This is a genomic window from Nocardioides candidus (assembly GCF_041321175.1).
GTDB lineage: Bacteria > Actinomycetota > Actinomycetes > Propionibacteriales > Nocardioidaceae > Nocardioides.
This window is the reverse complement of record NZ_JBGGWC010000002.1, coordinates 812,377-831,906: the sequence shown is the minus strand read 5'-3', so window position 1 is coordinate 831,906 and position 19,530 is coordinate 812,377. Positions and strand designations below refer to the sequence as shown.

At 71.8% G+C, this 19,530-nt stretch carries 17 protein-coding genes; 9 read left to right on the top strand and 8 right to left on the bottom strand.

The window, feature by feature from the left end; all coding sequences use genetic code 11:
• Nucleotides 1-76 precede the first annotated feature (76 nt).
• Nucleotides 77-1,144 carry a hypothetical protein gene (locus tag ACAX67_RS13750; RefSeq protein WP_370704416.1) on the bottom strand — a complete coding sequence of 356 codons (1,068 nt, stop codon included), beginning with the start codon at nt 1,142-1,144 and terminating at the stop codon, nt 77-79.
• 46 nt (nt 1,145-1,190) lie between these two features.
• On the opposite strand from ACAX67_RS13750, the gene ACAX67_RS13745 reads away from it, so the two are divergent.
• The 6 genes from ACAX67_RS13745 (at nt 1,191) to ACAX67_RS13720 (ending at nt 6,862) form a co-directional block, all read left to right on the top strand.
• Nucleotides 1,191-2,078 (top strand): NUDIX hydrolase, encoded by an 888-nt coding sequence (locus ACAX67_RS13745; protein ID WP_370704415.1) that lies wholly within the window; start codon nt 1,191-1,193, stop codon nt 2,076-2,078.
• Nucleotides 2,079-2,280: 202 nt separating this feature from the next.
• The gene (pstS, locus tag ACAX67_RS13740; RefSeq protein WP_370704414.1) at nt 2,281-3,375 is read left to right on the top strand and encodes a phosphate ABC transporter substrate-binding protein PstS; all 1,095 of its coding nucleotides are present in this window, start codon (nt 2,281-2,283) and stop codon (nt 3,373-3,375) included.
• A gap of 2 nt (nt 3,376-3,377) precedes the next feature.
• Complete coding sequence (gene pstC, locus ACAX67_RS13735) at nt 3,378-4,334, top strand: phosphate ABC transporter permease subunit PstC (protein WP_370704413.1); 957 nt, start codon at nt 3,378-3,380, stop codon at nt 4,332-4,334.
• Nucleotides 4,331-5,416: a phosphate ABC transporter permease PstA gene (gene pstA, locus ACAX67_RS13730; RefSeq protein WP_370704412.1), complete on the top strand. Its 1,086-nt coding sequence runs from the start codon at nt 4,331-4,333 to the stop codon at nt 5,414-5,416. Before pstC ends, pstA begins: the two co-directional genes overlap by 4 nt.
• 13 nt (nt 5,417-5,429) lie before the next feature.
• Nucleotides 5,430-6,209: a phosphate ABC transporter ATP-binding protein PstB gene (pstB, locus tag ACAX67_RS13725; RefSeq protein WP_370704411.1), complete on the top strand. Its 780-nt coding sequence runs from the start codon at nt 5,430-5,432 to the stop codon at nt 6,207-6,209.
• A gap of 8 nt (nt 6,210-6,217) precedes the next feature.
• Nucleotides 6,218-6,862 carry a winged helix-turn-helix domain-containing protein gene (locus ACAX67_RS13720; protein ID WP_370704410.1) on the top strand — a complete coding sequence of 215 codons (645 nt, stop codon included), beginning with the start codon at nt 6,218-6,220 and terminating at the stop codon, nt 6,860-6,862.
• A gap of 16 nt (nt 6,863-6,878) precedes the next feature.
• Here ACAX67_RS13720 and ACAX67_RS13715 read toward each other — a convergent pair whose 3' ends face one another.
• The 3 genes from ACAX67_RS13715 to ACAX67_RS13705 all read right to left on the bottom strand — a co-directional run bounded on the left by ACAX67_RS13715 (nt 6,879) and on the right by ACAX67_RS13705 (nt 10,824).
• Nucleotides 6,879-7,880 carry an inorganic phosphate transporter gene (locus tag ACAX67_RS13715; RefSeq protein WP_370704409.1) on the bottom strand — a complete coding sequence of 334 codons (1,002 nt, stop codon included), beginning with the start codon at nt 7,878-7,880 and terminating at the stop codon, nt 6,879-6,881.
• A gap of 4 nt (nt 7,881-7,884) precedes the next feature.
• The gene (locus ACAX67_RS13710) at nt 7,885-8,502 is read right to left on the bottom strand and encodes a DUF47 domain-containing protein (RefSeq protein WP_370704408.1); all 618 of its coding nucleotides are present in this window, start codon (nt 8,500-8,502) and stop codon (nt 7,885-7,887) included.
• Between the two features lie 159 nt (nt 8,503-8,661).
• On the bottom strand, nt 8,662-10,824 hold the full coding sequence (locus ACAX67_RS13705) for an RNA degradosome polyphosphate kinase (RefSeq protein ID WP_370704407.1): 2,163 nt from the start codon (nt 10,822-10,824) through the stop codon (nt 8,662-8,664).
• 84 nt (nt 10,825-10,908) lie between these two features.
• Here ACAX67_RS13705 and ACAX67_RS13700 point away from each other — a divergent pair, with 84 nt between their 5' ends.
• Complete coding sequence (locus ACAX67_RS13700; RefSeq protein WP_370704406.1) at nt 10,909-11,928, top strand: alpha/beta hydrolase; 1,020 nt, start codon at nt 10,909-10,911, stop codon at nt 11,926-11,928.
• An 11-nt stretch (nt 11,929-11,939) separates the two neighbouring features.
• Here ACAX67_RS13700 and ACAX67_RS13695 read toward each other — a convergent pair whose 3' ends face one another.
• Genes ACAX67_RS13695 through ACAX67_RS13680 form a run of 4 tightly spaced genes read right to left on the bottom strand, consistent with a single transcriptional unit; the run spans nt 11,940 to nt 17,758 of the window.
• Nucleotides 11,940-12,545 (bottom strand): hypothetical protein, encoded by a 606-nt coding sequence (locus ACAX67_RS13695; protein WP_370704405.1) that lies wholly within the window; start codon nt 12,543-12,545, stop codon nt 11,940-11,942.
• Between the two features lie 11 nt (nt 12,546-12,556).
• A complete protein-coding gene (locus ACAX67_RS13690) occupies nt 12,557-16,123 on the bottom strand; it encodes a hypothetical protein (RefSeq protein WP_370704404.1) in 3,567 nt (1,188 codons plus the stop codon).
• 11 nt (nt 16,124-16,134) lie between these two features.
• Nucleotides 16,135-17,007, bottom strand: coding sequence for a mycothiol synthase (gene mshD / locus ACAX67_RS13685; protein WP_370704403.1), 873 nt, complete (start codon nt 17,005-17,007; stop codon nt 16,135-16,137).
• 10 nt (nt 17,008-17,017) lie between these two features.
• Complete coding sequence (locus ACAX67_RS13680; protein ID WP_370704402.1) at nt 17,018-17,758, bottom strand: response regulator transcription factor; 741 nt, start codon at nt 17,756-17,758, stop codon at nt 17,018-17,020.
• 121 nt (nt 17,759-17,879) lie between these two features.
• Here ACAX67_RS13680 and ACAX67_RS13675 point away from each other — a divergent pair, with 121 nt between their 5' ends.
• Nucleotides 17,880-18,155 (top strand): MoaD/ThiS family protein, encoded by a 276-nt coding sequence (locus ACAX67_RS13675; protein ID WP_370704401.1) that lies wholly within the window; start codon nt 17,880-17,882, stop codon nt 18,153-18,155.
• A 43-nt stretch (nt 18,156-18,198) separates the two neighbouring features.
• A complete protein-coding gene (locus ACAX67_RS13670) occupies nt 18,199-19,530 on the top strand; it encodes an O-antigen ligase family protein (RefSeq protein ID WP_370704400.1) in 1,332 nt (443 codons plus the stop codon).

Genomic DNA, 19,530 nt, shown 5'->3' with positions numbered 1-19,530 from the left:
GAAATTCGGGATAGTCCCCCACGTTCGGCACCTTTTATCGTCGATCTGAGATGCCAAAGGTGGGGGACTATCCCCCTCAGCAGGTGGCGAAGAGCAGCGGACCGTTGGCGAGGTCGGAGAACGTGTAGGTCTGGGGGAGCGGGTCGAGCTCCATGGTGACGACGTCGCCGTCGGCCTTCACGGGACCGAGCTCGAACCGGTCGGAGAAGGCGCCACCCTGGCCGGGTGCGGGGCCGGAGGCGAGCTTCGCGCGGGAGTCGGCGTTGGTGCGGGCCTGGTCCTCGTTCTCGAAGGACATCGCCACCCGCACGTCGCCGCCGCGCAGGGCTGCGATCGCGAAGCCGCTCAGCGGGTTGACCTTGCCGGCCTGCGCGATCAGCTCGCCGGCGCGGGTGCGGTCGACGTCGTCGGCCTGGGTCATCGAGAGCGCCACGCAGGCGTAGGCGCCGGTGTAGAGCGCGGCGGACAGGGCGCCGGTCAGGTGCGGGAGGGTCGCGGCGAGGCCGTCGTCGTCGGAGGTGCCGCGCTGGGAGTCGCGCCAGGTCTCCAGCGTCTCCGCCTCGTCGCTGAAGGCCAGCACGTGACGGTCGGCGTCGACGGAGGCGAAGGCCAGCTCCTGGGTCACCTGCCCGATCCGTGCGAGCACGTCGGGCCCGCCCATCCACACCCCGTCGGCGACGCTCGGCCGGCTGTAGCCGAGCCCCTCGAGGTTGTCGCCGACGCGGTCGAGGTCGAGCGAGGCCGGCACGCCGATGAGCAGCAGCGCACCGTGCTCGCCCTGCGCCAGGAGCTCCCAGTCGGCCGAGGCGGGAGAGACGCCGTACTCCGTCTGCATCGTCGGTGCGGACTCGACGAGCGCCGAGACGGACGTGAGGTCGGCGTCGAATCCGTCGGAGAGGAAGGCGTCGACGTCGTCGGTGGAGGAGGCGGCGGACACGTCGCTGCCGAGCTCCTTGCGCACGCCCGCCCAGTCGGTCCAGCTGAAGCGTTCGGTGTCCTGGGGGGCCATGCCGACCGCGCGCTCGAGGCGCGTGGGGTCGGCGTCGTCGCGCGAGGTGACGAACCACGCGACGCCCGCGGCGGCCGCGACGAGGACGATCACGACGGCCCCGATGAACAGGAGACGACGACGGGGCACCGACATGGAAACGGTCTCTCCTCTCGGGGCGGGCAGGTGTGACACTAACGCCGTGACGACCAGCAAGCCCGCGTCGCCCCCGGACGTGCGCGCCGCCGGGGTGGTGACCTTCCGGCCCGGGCGGGAGGTGTTGCTGGTGCACCGGCCCAAGTACGACGACTGGTCCTTCCCCAAGGGCAAGCTCGAGCGCGGGGAGCACCCGACGGCCGCGGCGGTGCGTGAGGTCGCGGAGGAGACCGGCGTCCACGTCCGGCTCGGCCCGCCGCTGACAGGCCAGCGCTATGCCAACGGCCGGCGGATGAAGAGGGTGGACTACTGGACCGGCCGGGTGGTCGGCGGCGACGACGTCTCGCTCTACCGCCCTAACGACGAGATCGACCAGGTCGCGTGGGTGCGCTTCGACGCGGCGGAGGCGATGCTCACGTACCCCTATGACCAGGCGACGCTCGCCGAGGCGGTGAGGGTACGCCGGCGCACCCATCCCGTGGTCGTGCTGCGCCACGCCCGCGCCCGCGCCCGGAGCGCGTGGCGCGGCGACGACCGGCAGCGGCCGCTGCTGCAGTCGGGTGCGGCCGACGCCGACCGCCTCGTGCCCCTCCTGGCGGCCTACGACGTCACCCGGGTCGTGACCTCTCCCAGCCTGCGGTGCCGGCAGACCGTCGCCCCCTACGCCGAGATGACCGGCTGGGAGGTCGAGACCCGTCGCCGCCTGAGCGAGGAGCTCGTGAGCGAGAAGGGCGTGCGCAAGATCGTCGAGGAGCTGCTCGAGGGCGACGCCGGCGCGGTGCTCTGCTCGCACCGGCCGGTGCTCCCGCTCGTGCTCGACGCGGCCGGTCTGCGTGCGGGTCGGCGTGGGGAGGAGCTGGACCTCGCCGAGCTGCTCGTCCTGCACGTGCGCAAGGGCGTCGTGGTGGCCGTCGAGCGGCACCGCACCCACTGAGCCCAGGCCTCCGTGGCCTCCTGCGACGGGGCGTGTGACCCGCGTCGCGCCCGGTCGCGCAGTCGACGCTGCCTGTTCACCTCGCGTTCAGTCGTGTCCGGATGTTGCGTTACCAGTGCTCCCTAACGTCCTTCTCGTCCAGTACCTACGGGGGGCCTCCGACACCGCAGCCCCTCAGCTTCTGAGAGGCAATCTCTTGAACGTGACCCACATTCGCCGGGCAGTCGTCCCGGGCGTCGCCGTGCTCGCCCTGGCGCTCTCGCTCTCGGCCTGCTCCGACGACGACAAGGGCGGCACCGACGGCGGCTCGGGCGTGAGCGGACTCAGCGGAGACGTCGCCGCCGGCGGCTCGTCCGCCCAGGAGTCGGCCCAGGAGGCCTGGCGCGCCGGCTTCGGTGCCGACAACCCCGACGTGACGATCACCTACGACGCGGTCGGCTCGGGCACCGGCCGCGAGAACTTCATCAGCGGCGCCTACCTGTTCGCCGGCTCCGACTCGGCGATGAGCGACGACGAGATCGCCTCGGCGACCGAGACCTGCGGCGCCACCCCGATCGAGTTCCCGGCGTTCATCTCGCCGGTCGACGTGGTCTACAACCTCGACGGTGTCGACGACCTGCAGCTCTCGCCCGCGACGATCGCCGGCATCTTCAACGGCTCCATCACGACGTGGGACGACGACGCCATCAAGGCCGACAACCCCGACGCCGACCTGCCGAGCACCGACATCACCCCGGTGCACCGGTCGGACTCGTCGGGCACGACCGACAACTTCACGGACTACCTCGAGAAGGCCGCCGGCGACGTGTGGAAGACCCCGCACAGCTCGGACTGGCCGACCACGACCGGTGAGACCGGCGAGGGCACCTCGGGCATGGTCGACTCGGTCAAGGCCGGCGACGGCACGATCGGCTACGCCGACGACGCCGGTGTGCAGGGCAGTGGCCTGGCCATCGCGAAGATCAAGGTCGGCGACACCTACGTCGCGCCGTCGGCCGACGGTGCCGCGGCCGCGCTGGCCGCCTCGGAGCGGACCGCCGGGACGGAGGAGTCGATCATCACCTTCGACCTCAACCGGACGAGCACCGACCCGAGCACGTACCCGATCTTCCTCGCCTCCTACGAGATCGCGTGCCCGAGCTACGACGACGCCGACGCGGCGAAGGTCGTCAAGGGGTTCCTCAGCTACGTGATCTCGGAGAACGGCCAGAAGGCCGCCGCCGCGAACGCCTTCTCTGCCGAGCTGCCTCGCGACATCGCCGACCAGGCCCAGGCGCAGATCGACAAGATCTCCTGATCGTGAGCTCCACGACTGACCGGCCCGCGGCGCCCGAGGGGGAGTCCCTCCTCGGGCGCCGCGGGCTGGGCGACCGCATCTTCCAGGGCGCCGCAACGGCGGCGGGCGTGAGCATCATGGTCGCGCTCGCCGCCGTGTTCGTGTTCCTCGCGATCCGCGGGTCGGCGGGGTTCACCGCGGACAAGTCGCTCTACGCGCCCTACACCAGCTTCTCGCCGTACGCCGCCGGGCTGCTGTTCGGCACGGCTCTCGTCGCCGTGCTGGCGATGGCGATCGCGATGCCCTTCGCGATCGGCGTCGCGCTGTTCCTGTCGCACTACGGCCCGCGCCGCCTGGTCACCCCGATCGCCTACGTGATCGACCTCCTCGCTGCCGTGCCGTCGGTCGTCTTCGGCCTGTGGGGCCTGAAGGCCCTCGCTCCCGCGAGCAAGCCGATCCAGGAGTGGCTCAACGCCGAGCTCGGTTGGGTGCCGCTCTTCGGCGGCACCCTCTCCGCCACCGGTCGCACCGTCTTCCTCGCCGCCATCGTGCTGGCGATCATGATCCTGCCCATCGCCACGGCGATCTGCCGCGAGGTCTTCAGCAAGACGCCGCGCCTCCACGAGGAGGCGGCCCTGGCGCTCGGCGCCACCCGTTGGGAGATGGTCCGCTACGCGGTCCTCCCGCACTCCCGCTCCGGCATCATCGCCGGGATGATGCTCGGCCTGGGCCGGGCGCTGGGAGAGACGATGGCCGTGCTGCTCGTGCTCAACGCGCAGGGCCCGAAGGTGACGTTCAAGATCCTCACCTCCGACAACCCGGCGACCATCGCGAGCAACATCGCGCAGAACTTCCACGGCGAGGACGTCGACCTCCAGGTGGTGCTCCTCGCGACCGGCCTCGTGCTCTTCGTCTTCACCTTCCTCGTCAACTTCGCGGCCCGCTGGATCGTGGCCCGGTCGGAGAGGCGGTTCTCGTGAGCGTCACCGACGACTACGCCGCTGACTTCGCGACGACGGCGCTCCCGTTGACCGCTGCCCGGCTGCCGCGGCAGGCGCCGCTCCTCGCCGGCGTGGTCGCGCTCGCCCTCGGCGGGCTGGTGGGCGTGGTCCTCCAGATCCCCTGGGTGGCGGTCCTCGTCCTCGCCGCCGCCGTGCTGGTCGTCGCGCTCCCCACCTGGGCCTACGCCGTCGAGGGCCGCCGTGGCGCCGTCGACCGGCTGATGACGATCCTTGTCTGCTACGCCGTGCTCGGCGCACTGGTCCCGCTGGTGTGGGTGCTGTCCTACACGTTCATCCAGGGCATCCCCGCGATCGACTGGTCGTTCCTCACCCACGACCAGACCTCGCGGCTGGACCCGGTGACCTTCAAGCAGCTGCCGGGCGCCGGCATCAAGCACGCCATCCTCGGCACCCTGGTCGTCACGGCAGGTGCCGCGGTGATCTCGGTGCCGATCGGCCTGATGACCGCGATCTACCTCGTCGAGTACGGCAAGGGCAGCGCGCTGGCTCGGATCGTCACGATCCTCGTCGACGTGATGACCGGCATCCCCTCCATCGTGGCGGGCCTCTTCGCCGTCGCGCTCTTCACCGAGCTCGGCGACCCGGGCACGCGCAGCGGCATCATGGGCTCGGTCGCCCTGTCCCTGCTGATGATCCCCACGGTCGTGCGAGCAGGCGAGGAGATGATGCGGCTGGTGCCGGCAGACCTCCGCGAGGCGTCGTACGCCCTCGGCGTGCCGAAGTGGCGCACGATCCTGAAGGTGGTGATCCCGACCGCGTTCGGCGGGATCCTGACCGGCGTGATGCTGGCGATCAGCCGGGTCATCGGCGAGACCGCCCCGCTGCTCGTCGCCGTCGGTGCCGTCGACGTGGTCAACACCAACATCCTCTCGGGCCGGATGGAGACGCTGCCGGTCTTCATCATCAGCAAGTACAAGCAGGGCCAGGACCCCCTCGAGCTCGCGTGGGGCGCCGCCCTGCTGCTGATCATCATCGTGATGGTCCTCAACCTGGCCGCACGCATCATCGGCAAGATCTTCGCCCCGAAGACCGGGCACTGAAAGGGATTCGGCAATGGCCAAGAGCATCGACGTCTCGGACCTGAACATCTACTACGGGAGCTTCCTCGCGGTCGAGGGGGTCACCATGTCGATCCGCGCCCGCGCGGTCACCGCGTTCATCGGTCCTTCGGGTTGCGGCAAGTCCACCTTCCTGCGCTCGCTGAACCGGATGCACGAGGTGATCCCGGGCGCTCGCGTGGAGGGCAAGATCGTCGTCGACGGGCAGGACCTCTACGGCGCCGACGTCGACCCGGTCGCGGTTCGCCGGCAGGTGGGCATGGTGTTCCAGCGGCCCAACCCGTTCCCGACGATGTCGATCTACGACAACGTCCTCGCGGGCAACCGCTTGAACTCCAAGAAGATGAAGAAGTCCGAGGCCGACGCGATCGTCGAGAAGTCGCTGCGCGGGGCGAACCTCTGGACCGAGGTCAAGGACCGCCTGGGCAAGCCCGGCATGGGCCTCTCCGGCGGTCAGCAGCAACGGCTCTGCATCGCCCGCGCCATCGCGGTCGAGCCGCAGGTGCTCCTCATGGACGAGCCGTGCTCGGCACTCGACCCGATCTCGACGGCGGCGATCGAGGACCTGATCCACGAGCTCAAGTCCGAGTTCACGATCGTGATCGTCACCCACAACATGCAGCAGGCGGCGCGCGTCTCCGACGAGACGGGGTTCTTCAACCTCAAGGCGACCGGCGAGCCTGGCCACCTCGTGGAGTTCAACCCGACGACGAAGATGTTCGCCAACCCGGACAACCCAGCGACCGAGGCCTACATCTCGGGCCGTTTCGGCTGATCCTGACGATGGGCGTGCGTTCCGGGCGTCGCCTCTTCCTCCACCGGTGGCCCGAGACGGTCGGAGCCCAGCTGCTCCTGGTCGACCCCGGGCCGGAGGATGCCGAGCTGGCCGATGCCATGGCAGGACGGGGGGTCCACCTCACGCGGGTCGCGACCACCGTGGACGGACTCGTCGAGTACGGCCGCCTCGACCCGCACACGGTCGTCGTCGCGCCGGACGCTCCCGGGATGGGGGTGGTGGAGTTCGCCTCGGTCGTACGACGGCACGGCACGCTGTGCGTGATCGCCGCCCGGCCGTTCACCGCCGACCGCTTGTGGGAGCTGCTCAGGCACTCCTCGCGCTCCCTGGAGGACCACGCGCGCGTGGCGGTCGGTCCGATCGAGCTCGACGCGGCGGCCTACCGGGTGCTCATCGCGGGGGAGCGGATCGCCGACCTGCCGCTGAAGGAGTTCGAGCTGCTGCGCGCCCTGATGCTGCGCGCGCCCGGCGTGGTGACCGACGACGAGCTCCGCGAGGCGCTCTGGGGTACCGAGGAGACCCGGCCCGGTGGCAACACGATCGCCATGCACGTGACACGGCTGCGCCGGCGGCTGGGCTCCGCGGCCGTCGTACGACGGATCCGTGGCCGGGGCTACTCGCTGACCGTGTGAGCCGGGGTGCCGGCCGTCAGACCGGCAGGACGCCGTTGAGCAGGCCGTAGGCCGCTGCGGCGGCGAGGCCGGCGCAGGGGAAGGTCAGCACCCACGCCATGAGGATCGTGCCGGCCATGTTCCACTGCACCGCTCCGCGGCCGCGGGTCGCGCCGGCACCCATCACGGCGGAGGTGATGGTGTGGGTCGTCGAGACCGGAGCCTTGAAGTGGATCGCCATCACGTAGAGGACGCTGGTGGCGACCGTCTCGGCGGCGAAGCCCGACGGAGGGTCGAGCTTGATGATCTTCCGGCCGAGGGTGCGCATGATGCGCCAGCCGCCGGAGTAGGTGCCGAGGCTGATCGCGCCGGCCGCCGCGAGGATCACCCAGATCGGGAGGTGGTCGATGTCGAAGCGCTCGGGGTCGTAGGTGACGAGGGCGAGCAGGATGACGCCCATCGTCTTCTGCGCGTCCTGCAGGCCGTGACCGAGTGCGAGCGCGGCCGCGGAGAAGACCTGGAGCGCGCGGAAGTTGCGGTTGATGGCGTGCGGGTTGCGCTTCCGCAGCACCCAGAGGAACAGCATCATCAGCGCGAACGCCAGGGCGAAGCCGATGATGGGCGAGGCCACCATCGGGATCAGCACCTTCTCCTTGATGGTGGTCCAGTTGACCGTCGCGCCACCGACCATGCCCGCGCCGACCAGGCCGCCGATGAGCGCGTGGGAGGAGGAGGACGGCAGCCCGAAGTACCAGGTGATGAGGTTCCACGTGATGGCGCCCACCAGGGCACCGAGCACGATGAGCAGTCCGTGGCTGCCGTTGATCGCGCCGATCGTGTCGGCGACGGTGTGCGCCACCTCGGTGCCGATGAGGGCGCCGATGAAGTTCATGACGGCCGCGAGCGTCAGCGCGATCCGTGGCGTCAGCGCCCGCGTGGAAACCGACGTGGCGATCGCGTTGGCGGCGTCGTGGAACCCGTTGGTGTAGTCGAACGCCAGGGCGATGCACACCAACGCGATCAGGATCGCGAGCTCCACCTGCTCAGGACTCCTTGACGGCGATCTGCTCGACGATGTTGGCGACCTTCTCGAAAGCGTCGATCGCGCCCTCGAGGGACTCCGCCACGTCCTTGAGCTTGAGCACCTCGATCGTCTTGTGCTCGCCGGAGAAGAGGTTCGCGAGGGTGCGGCGGTGGAACTTGTCGCCGGCGTTCTCGAGGCGGTTGATCTCGATCCAGTAGTCGTCGAGCCCCTTCATCGACTGCAGCTTGGGCATCGACTCGGCGGTCAGCTCCGCGCAGCGCTGGAGGATGCTCACCTGCTCGGAGAACTCGGCCGGGATGGCGACCACCTCGTAGAGCAGGATCAGGTCGACGGCCTCGTCCATCATGTCCATGACGTCGTCGAGGCCGGACCCGAGGTTGTAGATGTCCTCCCGGTCGAACGGCGTGACGAAGGTGCTGTTGACCTTCCGCACGATCTCGTGGGTGGTCTCGTCGGCGGCGTGCTCGGCCTCGCGCATCCGGCGAGCGACGTCGTCGTTGTCAGAGGTTTCGGAGAGCATCTCGGCCAGGAGCTCGGCCCCGGTGACGAGGTGCTGGGCCGACTTGCTGAACAAGTCGTAGAACGACGTGTCGACCGGACGCAGACGCAGACCCACAGTGACTCCCGTTGAGGTGGAGACGAACGCCATCATGCTAGGGGGTGAACATCGCCTGCTGCCAAACCTGTCGTGGGGTGATCAGGCGTGACTCCGGACACCGTGAGCGGGCGGCCACGGGCTCGTCACCCGTTGTTCACCTGCCGTCCACCTTCGGAGTCAGCCTCGGCGGCTGCGGTGCCGCTCGATCAGGAACTCCTGCAGGTGCACCGCACCGGGGTGCCGGACCCACTCGCCGTCCGGTCCGAGCACCCAGGCATCGGTGTCCGCGGAGAACGCCTGCTCGAGCAGGGTCTGCACCTCCACCCGGCTCTCCTCGGTCGGCAGCCTGACCAGCACCTCCACGCGGCGGTCGAGGTTGCGGTGCATCATGTCGGCCGACCCGATCCAGGCCACGGGGTCGCCGCCGCCGGCGAACCAGAAGATCCGGCTGTGCTCGAGGAAGCGCCCGAGGATCGACCGCACGGTGATGTTCTCGGAGAGGCCGGGGACGCCCGGGCGCAGCGCGCAGATGCCGCGGACCAGCAGCTCGACCGGCACCCCCTCGCGCGAGGCGAGGTAGAGGGCGTCGATGAGCTGCTCGTCGACGATCGAGTTCACCTTGAAGCGGATGCCCGACGGCCGCCCGGCTCGGTGGTGGGCGATCTCCGCGTGGATCTGGTCGACGAGGCCGGCGCGCACCGAGTCGGGCGCCACCAACAGCTCGTCGTAGCGCGCCTTGCGCGACCAGCCGCTCAGGTTGTTGAAGAGGTGGGCGACGTCGTTGCCGATTGCTTCGTTGGTCGTCAGCAGGCCGAGGTCCTCGTAGGAACGTGCCGTCTTGCCGTTGTAGTTGCCGGTGCCGATGTGGATGTAGCGCTTGATGCCGTCGGGCTCGTCGCGCACGACCATGGCGAGCTTGCAGTGGGTCTTGAGCCCCACCAGGCCGTAGACCACGTGGCAGCCGGCCTGCTCCAGCTTGCGCGCCCACCGGATGTTGGCCTGCTCGTCGAAGCGCGCCTTGATCTCCACGAGCGCGAGCACCTGCTTGCCCGCCTGCGCGGCGTCGATGAGCGCGTCGATGATCGGGGACTCGCCGGAGGTGCGGTAGACGGTCTGCTTGATCGCGAGCACGTGCGGGTCGGCCGCCGCCTGCTCGATGAACCGCTGCACGGAGGTGGCGAAGGAGTCGTAGGGGTGGTGGACGAGCACGTCGTGGCGGCGCAGCGCCTTGAAGACGTCGACCGGCGCGGCCGATTCCACCTCGGCCAGGAGCGGGTGGGTGCTCGGCACGAACGCGGGGTACTTCAGGTCCTCGCGGGCCAGGTCGGCGATGCCGTGCAGCCCGCGGAGGTCGAGGGGCCCGGGGAGCCGGACGACCTCCTCGCTGCTGATGTCGAGCTCGGAGACCAGGAGGTCGAGCACGGACAGGGCGATCGACTCCTCGACCTCCAGTCGCACCGGAGGCCCGAACCGGCGGCGCAGCAGCTCCTTCTCCAGTGCGGCGAGGAGGTTCTCGGCGTCGTCCTCCTCGACCTCGACGTCCTCGTTGCGGGTGACCCGGAAGGTGTGCGCCTCCTGCACCTCCATGCCGGGGAACAGCCGCTCCAGGTGGGCGCTGATGACGTCCTCGAGCGGCACGAAGCGGTCGTTGCCCAGCGGCACGAACCGGTCGAAGTTGGACGGGACCTTGACCCGGGCGAAGTGCTGCTTGCCGGTGCGGGGGTTGCGCACGACGACGGCGAGGTTGAGCGAGAGCCCCGAGATGTAGGGGAACGGGTGGGCGGGGTCGACCGCCAGCGGCGTCAGCACCGGGAAGATGCGCTCCTTGAAGAGGCGCTTGCAGGCGCGCTGCTCGTCCTTGTCGAGGTCGCCCCAGCGGACCAGCTCGATGCCCTCCTCGAGCAGGGCCGGTGCGACCTGGTCGCGGAACACCTCCGCCTGGCGCTGGGAGAGCTGGTCGGCCTCCTTCCAGATGGTCTCGAGCACCTCGCGCGGCATCAGGCCGGAGACGGCGCGCACGGCCAGCCCGGTCGCGATGCGGCGCTTGAGCCCGGCGACCCGGACCATGAAGAACTCGTCGAGGTTGCTGGTGAAGATCGCGAGGAAGCGGGTGCGCTCGAGCAGCGGCAGGCTGTCGTCCTCGGCGAGCTCGAGCACCCGCTGGTTGAACCGCAGCCACGAGAGCTCCCGGTCGAGGAACCGGTCGGCGACCTCGGCGATGGCCTCGAGGTCGACCTCCGTCGGGGCGTACGACGGCACGGCGGCCAGCGTCGGGGGCGTCCCGTCGTGCGCGGGACCGGCAGGGTCGGCGCCCGCGGCGTCAGCGTGCTCGTGCGGCATGCGCAGAGTGTGGCACCGCTGGGTGAACGGGAGATGGCGTCGGCGAAGTGCAAGTCATCTGACTGACAGTTACCGTTGGTCGGCGTGAACCCCTATGCCGTGGCCGAGCGCCTCGCCCTGCGCGCCGCGATGTCCACCCCGCTCCAGCACCTCGCCCGACTGCGCCCAGTCGTCGTCGACGGGCAGACCCTGGCTCCCGACCTGCAGGTCATGCTCGTGCTGCAGTCGCTGGTGCGCCGGCGCGACGAGGAGGTGCCGATCGAGCGGATGCGCCGGGCGATGCGCAGCGAGACCGCGCTGGTGGGCGGCACCCAGCCGATCGGGGAGACCCGCGAGCTCAGCGTCGCCGGGCGCCCGGCCCGGCACTACCTGCCGACCCGCCCGGCCGTCGCGGGACCCGGGCCGCTGTTCCTCTTCGTCCACGGCGGCGGCTTCATCGAGGGCGACCTCGACACCCACGACGCGCCGTGCCGCGTGCTGGCCGAGCTCTCCGGCGTGCCGGTCCTCGCGCTGACCTACCGGCTCGGGCCCGAGCACGTCTTCCCGGCGGCGCACGACGACATCGACGCGGCCGTGCGCTGGGTGCACGAGCACGCGGACGCGCTGGGTGCCGACCCGGCGCGGATCGCCATCGGCGGCGACTCCGCCGGTGGCAACCTGGCCGCCTCGGCCGCGCTGACGGCCGCGCGCGAGGGCCTGCCGCTCGCCTGGCAGCTGCTCATCTACCCGTGCACCGACCTCGACCGCGACAACCGCAGCCTCGAGCTCTTCGGCGAGGGCTTCTACCTGACCCGCGAGTTCATGGACCGCGCGGAGCGCAGCCACTTCGAGACCAAGGAGGACCTCCTCGACCCGCGGGCGTCCGTGGTCGACGCGGAGATCCCGGCCGGGCTGGCGCCGGCGTACGTCGTCACCGCCGGCTTCGACCCGCTCCGCGACGAGGGCGAGGACTATGCGCGCCGGCTCGCCGAGGCGGGCGTCGAGGTCGAGCTGCAGCGGCACCCCGGCCTGATCCACGGCTTCCTCAACATCGTCGGCGTCGGCACCGCCCCGCGCGCGGCTGTCGAGGAGCTGGCCGGCCGGCTGCGCGCGGCCCTCGTCTGAGGCAGGGACCCTCAGAGGTCCGGTCGCCACTCCCGCAGCTGCCGGACGAACTCCTCCGCGTCGACCATGTCGCCGTCGATCACGAAGGGGTCCAGCCCCCGGCGCTGGAAGCTCACCTGCCAGTAGCTGTCGCCCGGCGAGCCCTGCATCTCCAGCCGGGTGCCCTCGTTGCGCAGGTCGAAGCGGTGCTTGGACTCGCCCTGCTCGACGTACACGACGCCGTTCGACACGCTGACCTCGACCGACTGCACGCGCGTGCGAGCCGCTGCCCAGGCGAGCGCGAGCGTGGCGAGGACCATCGCGAACCCGAACGGCGTGCCGAGGTTGCCGTTGAGGAGCGCGAGCAGCGCCACCAGCCCGGCGACGACGGCGGTGGCGGCCAGCAGCATCGACAGCACGCGGGGGTCGCTGCCGTCGCGGGCGAAGCCACCGGCGGGGCGCAGGTCGTCGCCGCTGCTGTCGAAGATCGAGAAGGGCTCGTCGGCGGCGACCGTGGCCTCGAGCTCCACGATCCGCTGCTGGGCGGCGGCGAGCTCGGTCATCGCCTCCTCGAGCAGCTGCTCCGCCTCGGCGCACCGCGCGGCGAGGGCGTCGCGCTCGGCCTCCAGCGAGTCCACGGGGGACTCGCCTACAGGTCCGGTCGCCATTGCCGCAGTGCCTCGACGAAGGTACGGGGGTCCACGCTCTTCGCGTCGATCTCGACCGGCGCCATGCTGCGGCGCAGGATCTGGATCTTCCACGTCCGCTGGCCGGGGTTGCCGACCTGCTCGATCTGGGTGCTCGGGCTGGTGAGGTCGAACGTGCTGCTGTAGTCGCCGATCAGGACCTTGAGCACACCGTGGTCGTCGAGGTCGACCTTGCGGGTGCTGCCGATCGCGCGGAGCGCGTAGAGGAGCAGCACGAAGGTGACACCGCTGAGGATCGCGTTGTACTGGATGTCGTCGCGCAGCGTGCCCTCGAGCGCCGCCTTGCCCACGAGGGCCGCGCAGCCGAGGGCCGCCAGGATCGCGAAGAGCGGCAGGATGCCGCTGCCGCGGCGCGAGTGGTACGGCGTGTGCTTGGCCGCGGTCCCGACCAGCTCGGGCTCCGGCTCGGGCTCGGGCTCCGGTTCGGGCTCGGGCTCCGGTTCGGGCTCCGGTTCGGGCTCCGGCTCGGGCTCGATCTCGGTCGCGGCCAGGTCTTCGAAGTCGTCATCGTCGGCCGCGAAGTCCTCGTCGAAGACGTCGAACCCGTCGTCCTCGACCTCGTCGACCTCGTCGACCTCGTCGACCTCGTCAACCTCGTCAACCTCGTCAACCTCGTCAACCTCGGCTAGGGGCTCCTCCGGCTCGGGCTCGGGCTCGGGCGTGACCTGCGCGCCCGACGTCGACTCCTTCAGAGCGTTCCAGCGGTCGAACAGGGTCCGGTGCTGAGGCTCCTGCGGGGCCGGCTCCTCGGGCTCGACGTCGGCGACCGGCGCGGGCGCGGGCACAGGAGCGGTGAGAGCGGTCCACCGGTCGAGCAGGCTCTCGGCCGCCGTGGGGCCGTCCGCCGGTGGCTCGTCCTCGAGGTCGAGCTCGCCGTCCAAGCCCAGTTCGTCGTCGAGGTCGGGTTGGTCGCCGAGGTCGCGCTCCGGCTCGGGCTGCGGCTCGGCCGGCACCGGGGCGGTGGCCTCCCAGCCGGTGTTCTGCTTGATCGCGGCCCATCGGTCGAGCAGGCTCTCCGCGGCCGTGGGCCCAGCGGGCTCCGGCTCCTCGACGACCTCGGGCTCCGGCTCCGGCTCGGGCTCCAGCACGGTCTCCGGCTCCGGCTCCGGCTCCAGCACGGTCTCCGGCTCGGGCTCGGGCTGAGGCTCGGGCTCCGGCTCTTCGACGACCTCGGGGACGACCGGCGCCGCGGACGCCACGGACGCGGCGCGGGCGCGCGCCTCCTCGATCTCGAGAGCGAGTGCGGCGGCGCGGGTCTCGGCCTCGGCGCGGGCCTGGGCCTGCTCGGCGGCGATGCGTTCGGCCTCGGCGCGCGCCTGGGCGTGCTGGAGGGCCTGCTGCTCGGCCTTGAGGAGCTCGGCCTGCACGGCGGAGAGCGCGCTCTGCTGGGTGACGAACGACTCCTCGAGGGCCGTCATCGCGTCCCGGGCGCGGTTCTCGGCGTCCACGCGGGCCTGGTTGGCGTCGGCGGCGATCCGCTCGGCGTCGGCGAGCGCGGCAGAGGCGGCCTCGCGCTCGGCGGCGAACGCCTCGGACGCGGCCTGACCCTCGGCGACGAGAGCGGCGGCGGACTCGTGGGCGGCGGCGGCCGCGGCCTGGGCCTCGCGGGCGAGCTCGACCTGCTCGCGGGCGGCCTCCTCGGCGAGCCGGCGTGCCTCGTGCGCCTCGGCGGCGGCCCGCGCCTGCTGCGCGGCCGACTCGTCGGCGGCCAGACGGGCGTTGACCTGCTCCTCGGCGCGGACGGAGGCCTGCTGCGCCCGCTGCTCGGCGGCCTCGGCGGTCTCGAGCGCGATCCGGGCCAGCTCGGCCTGTTCCTGGGCGGCGATCTCGGCAGCCTCGCGGGCCTCGTGCGCCTCGCGGGCCAGCTGGGCGTGCTCGGCGGCGGCCGCCTCGGCCGCGAGGCGGTGGTCGACCGCTTCCTGGGCGCGGGCACCGTGCACGGCTGCACTGGTGGCGGCCTCCTCCGCGAGCACCCGGGCGCGGTGCTCGGCGACCTCGGCCGCCTGGTAGGCCTGTTGGGCGAGCGCGGCCTGCTGACGGGCCGACTCCTCGGCCGCGGCGCGCGCGGCGGCGATCTCGGCAGAGCTGCGCTCGGTGGCCTCGCGCTCCTCGAGCATGCGCCGGGAGAACTCTGCGTGCTCGGCGGCCGCGGCAGCGGCGGCCTCGGCGACCGCGCGGGCGCGGTCCTCGGCGGCGGCCCGCTCCTCGTGCGCGCGGCGGGCCAGGTCGGCGTACTCCTCGGCCGCGATCTCGGCCTCCTGCCGGGCCGACGCCGCCTCGGCGGCCAGCGCGGCCTGCTGGCGGGCGAAGGCCTCGGCCTCGACCCGCTCCGCGTGCGCGGCGGCCGCGCGGTCGGCCTGGAGCTGGGCGTTGCGCTCGGCGTCCTCACGGCGTGCGGACTCGGCGTTGGCGAGCTCGGCGGTCTGCTGGGCGGCGGCCTCGGCGGCCTCGCGGGCCTCGGCGGCGCGTCGGGCGACGTCCTCGGCCTCGGTGCGGGCGCGGTTGGCGTCGGCGGCGAGCGCGGCCTGCTCCTCGGCGAGCCGGTCGGCCTCGGCGCGTGCCCGTGCCGCGCGCTCGGCAGCCTCCTCGGCCGCGAGCCGCTCGGCGGCCTGCTCGGCCGCGGCCATCTCCGCGTCGCGGCGCAGCTGGGCGGCCAGCGCGGCGACCGCCTCGGTGTGGGCGGTGTCGAGCTCGGGCGGCACCTCGGCGCCCTCGGGCGTCTCGGGTGCGGGGGTCAGTCGGGGGACGACGACGTCGCCCTTGCGGCGCGGCCAGAGCTTGCGGCCGGCGGGCGCGTCGGGCAGCGGCTCGGCGAACCCGATGTCGAGTGCGTCGGCGATCACCTTGCGGGCCGCGTCGATGTCGGGCGCGGCGAGCGCCTCACCCCCCTCGGGCACCTCGACGTGCTCGCGCTCCAGCGGCAGCAGGGACTCCGCCGGGAGCGGCTCGGCCGCGACGGCCGCGATCGCCTCGGCGTCGAGCGGGTCGATCAGCGGATCCCCCAACGGGTCGCCCGACGTCTCGTCCAGCGTCTCGTCCAGCGGGTCGGCCAGCGGGTCGCCCAGCGGGTCGGGGGTCCTCGCCGGTCCCGGAGTGGGGGCGGAGGTGCTGGCCCGGCTGCGGGGCGCCGGATCGGGGACCACGAGCGAGGACCAGTCGACGTCGTCGTCGCCGTCGGGCGCGAACTGGTCGTAGTCGGGCTGCTCGCGGTGGATCGGCTTCGGCCGGCTGGTCACGCGACCCGCGATGTCCTCGAACGGCCCCTCGTCCTCGGGCTCGTCGAGGTCGAGTGCCTCGTCGGGGTCGTCGTCGAGGTCGTCCGGCTCCTCGGCATCGTCGAGCTCGGCGCTGCGCCGGATGAAGGCCTCGACCTCCTCGGCGTCCATCTCGGCGAGCTCGGGCTCCTCCTCCCGACGGCGCCAGGGGAGGCGCGAGCGGCCGCGTCCACGGCGCGACTCATCGAGCCCAGGCTCGTCAGGCGTGGGCTCGTCGTCGGTGACCGAGCTCATGATGGTCGATGCTATCTGTGAGAAGGGGCTTCGTGTGACGGTTGCGGCTGGTGGGATGTGCGCTCGTACTGCACGTGCGTGTCCGCGGGCTGGTGGGTGAACCCGAGGCCGGAGTAGAGCCGGAGCGCAGGTTCGTTGTCGGACTCAACGAACAGGTGCACCTGTTCGATACGGCACGCGGCCAGATAGCGCAGGCCGGCGATCGTGAGCGCCTTGCCGAGACCGCGCCCGTGGGCGTCGGGGGAGACCCCGACGACGTACACCTCGCCGTGCTCGGCGTCGTGCTGCTTGGTCCAGTGGAAGCCCAGTAGCGCGCCGTCCTCGTCGACCGCCAGCAGCAGGCCCGCCGGGTCGAACCACGGCTCCGCCCGTCGCTCTTCGAGGTCGGCCATCGACATCGCGCCCTGCTCGGGGTGGTGCGCGAAGGCGGCGGCGTTGACGGCCAGCACCGCGTCGGCGTCCGCGGGTTCGAACCCGCGGATCGTCACGCCCGGCGGCACGGCCACCTCCGGCAGCGGTACGGCGGCGGGCCGGCGCATCACCCACAGCTCCCGCGTGCGGGCGAACCCCAGGCGCGCGGCGAGGCGGCGCGCGGCGGGGTGGTCGCCGTGCGACCAGGCCGCGAGCGGGCCGTCGTCGGCCGTGGCGAGGGCGGCGAGCCGCCCGCCCAGCCCGGCGCCGCGGGCGTCGGGCGCCACGGCGAGGTCGAGCGCGGCCGCGTGTCGCAGCGCGAAGCCGTCGTCCTCGACCCAGGAGTCGGTCGCGTCCAGGCCGCGGTGCTTGAGCCGCAGGTGGACCGCCTCGTCGACCGGGTCGTGCCCGTCGGCGACGAGACAGGCCCGTCGCACGGCCGCGATGGCGGCGAGGGGGTCGGGCGCGCTCACGCCCGCGACTCTAGGCGTCGCTGGACTCGGCCGCGCGGGCGGACTCGGCCGTCGCGTCCTTGGCCCCGTCCTTGGCCGGCAGCACGAAGCGGTAGCCGACGTTGCGGACGGTGCCGATGAGGGTCTCGTTCTCGGGGCCGAGCTTGGCACGCAGCCGCCGCACGTGGACGTCGACGGTGCGGGTGCCGCCGAAGTAGTCGTAGCCCCAGACCTCCTGGAGCAGCTGCTGGCGCGAGAAGACCCGGCCGGGGTGCTGCGCGAGGAACTTCAGCAGCTCGAACTCCTTGAACGTCAGGTCGAGCACCCGGCCGCCGACCTTGGCCGTGTAGGTGGCGTCGTCGACGACGACCTCTCCGCTGCGGATCACGTGGGCCTCGGGGTCGGCCGCGTCGCGGGTGGCGTTGAGCCTGCCGATCGCGAGCTTGATGCGGGCCTCGAGCTCCGCGGGACCGCAGGTGTGCAGCACCACGTCGTCCATGCCCCAGTCGTGCGAGACGACCGAGAGCCCGCCCTCGGTGGCGACGAGGAGGACCGGCACGTCCGTGCCGGTGGTGCGGATGAGCCGGCAGAGGTCGCGTGAGCCGGCGAGGTCCTGGCGCCCGTCGACGAGCACGAGGTCGGAGTCGGGGGCCTCGAGCAGCGCACTGCCCTCGGCGGGCAGGATCTTCACCTGGTGGCCCAGCAGGGCGAGACCGGGCAGCACCTCGGCCGAGGGCTGCAGGGCGCTGGTCAGGAGTAGGAGAGTGCTCATCGCGGGTCTCCTCACTGGCACGACGTGCCGTTGAGAGACCGAAACGCAACACTGGGCCTCGGCCGGTTTTCCTTTGGGGCACGATACCGAAACGTGCGGACGACGCGGAAGGGAGCGAGCGGTGAATGAGACGCAGGTCATCCGGGTCCGCTACTGGGCTGCCGCCCGGTCGGCAGCGGGCGTCGCGGAGGACGCGCTCGACACGACCGGTCCGCTGACGCTGGCGGAGGTGGTCGCCGCGGCGGTCGCGCGCCACCCCGGTGGCCGGTTCGCCGACGTGCTGGCGGTCTGCTCCGTCCTGGTCGGCGACCGACCCGTCGGTAGCCGGGAGCCGGGTTCGGTCGTTGTGGAGCCAGGGGCGACGGTCGAGTTCCTGCCGCCCTTCGCCGGGGGATGACGCGTCACCGTAGACTCCGGGCGTTGCCGGGAGTGGAGGACCAGTGAGCACGAGGACGGACCGGGGGATCATCGTCACCTGCGTCGCGTTCCTGCTGACCGCCGCACTCGTCGCCGTGGCCAGCCAGGGACTGCTCTACGCAGCGGTCGCGATCGTCCTGGCGGCGTACCTCGTCGTGCTGCTCACCGTCGGGCCCCGCACCACCGGCATCGCCTGCATGATGGCGGCCTTCGCGTCCGCGCCGATGTACCGCGGCATCGAGAACATCACCGGCGGCGTCCCGCCGACCGACGTCTTCGTGATCGCCGCGATCATCCACCTGGCGCCGACCTTCGTCGGCAACCGGCTCAAGGTGCCGACGATCTACATCCTCGGCCTGATGCTGATGTCGATCTGCAGCCTGATCGCCGTCATGATCACCGGCAACCTCTTCGTCAACGCGTTCTACGCGGTGCAGTGGCTGTTCTTCGTCGGCGCGCTCCCGCTGGTGATGGCGTGGTGGCGCCCGCACTACAAGATCGTCGACATCCTCTGTTGGTCCTACCTCGGCGGACACCTGCTCAGCACGATGAAGGCGGTCGTCGAGGGTCCGGTGTACGGCGGCCGCTACGACGGTCTCACCCACCACCCCAACGCGTTCGGCGTCGCAGGCCTGACGTCGATCGCGATCGTGCTCTACCTGGTCCGCCACCACAAGGACGTGCGCACCCGCGTGATCCTGGCCGGCTTCGTGGCCACCAGCATGGCCTCGATCGTGATGAGCGGCAGCCGTGCCGCCGTCGTGGTGCTGGTCGTCATCATCCTGCTCGTCCCCATCGTCGAGCGGTCCGCGCTCGCCGGCATCGGCCTCGCGATCCTCGCCTCGCTGGGCGTGATCAGCCTGCCGCTGATCGTCAGCCTCAGCGGCGAGGGCTCCGCGATCGGCCGGCTGGCTGGGGAAGGGACCGCGACCGCGTCCGACAACGTGCGCGACGCCGCGCTGAGCGTCGGGTTCGACCGGTTCTGGAGCTCACCCATCCTCGGGTCCGGCTTCGACGGGGTCGAGCAGTTCCACAACGTCTACCTCGAGGCGGCGGTCGCCACCGGGGTGATCGGGCTGCTCGCGTACCTGCTCGTCCTCTACCCGCTGGCCCGACCGCTCTTCTCCCTCCACCCGATGCGACGGCTGACCTATGTCGTGTGGGTGTTCATGGGCGTCGCGCCGACGTTCCCCGGGCTCTGGGACCGCACGATGTGGGTCCCCGCCTCCCTGGCCGCCCTGGCGATGCTCGACCCCGCCCTGCTCCAGACCCCCAGCGACACCGCCCCGGTCGGGCGCCGCGCCGTCCGGAAGCGCCCGAAGGCGCCCGCCGGCGCGGGCGTTTCCCTACGCTGA

Excerpts from the sequence above, each read along its gene's own strand:
- ACAX67_RS13690 (WP_370704404.1), bottom strand. The coding sequence starts at position 16,123 with ATGAGCTCGGTCACCGACGACGAGCCCACGCCTGACGAGCCTGGGCTC.
- ACAX67_RS13750 (WP_370704416.1), bottom strand. The coding sequence starts at position 1,144 with ATGTCGGTGCCCCGTCGTCGTCTCCTGTTCATCGGGGCCGTCGTGATC.
- pstB (WP_370704411.1), top strand. The coding sequence starts at position 5,430 with ATGGCCAAGAGCATCGACGTCTCGGACCTGAACATCTACTACGGGAGC.
- ACAX67_RS13680 (WP_370704402.1), bottom strand. The coding sequence starts at position 17,758 with ATGAGCACTCTCCTACTCCTGACCAGCGCCCTGCAGCCCTCGGCCGAG.
- ACAX67_RS13705 (WP_370704407.1), bottom strand. The coding sequence starts at position 10,824 with ATGCCGCACGAGCACGCTGACGCCGCGGGCGCCGACCCTGCCGGTCCC.
- ACAX67_RS13720 (WP_370704410.1), top strand. The coding sequence starts at position 6,218 with ATGGGCGTGCGTTCCGGGCGTCGCCTCTTCCTCCACCGGTGGCCCGAG.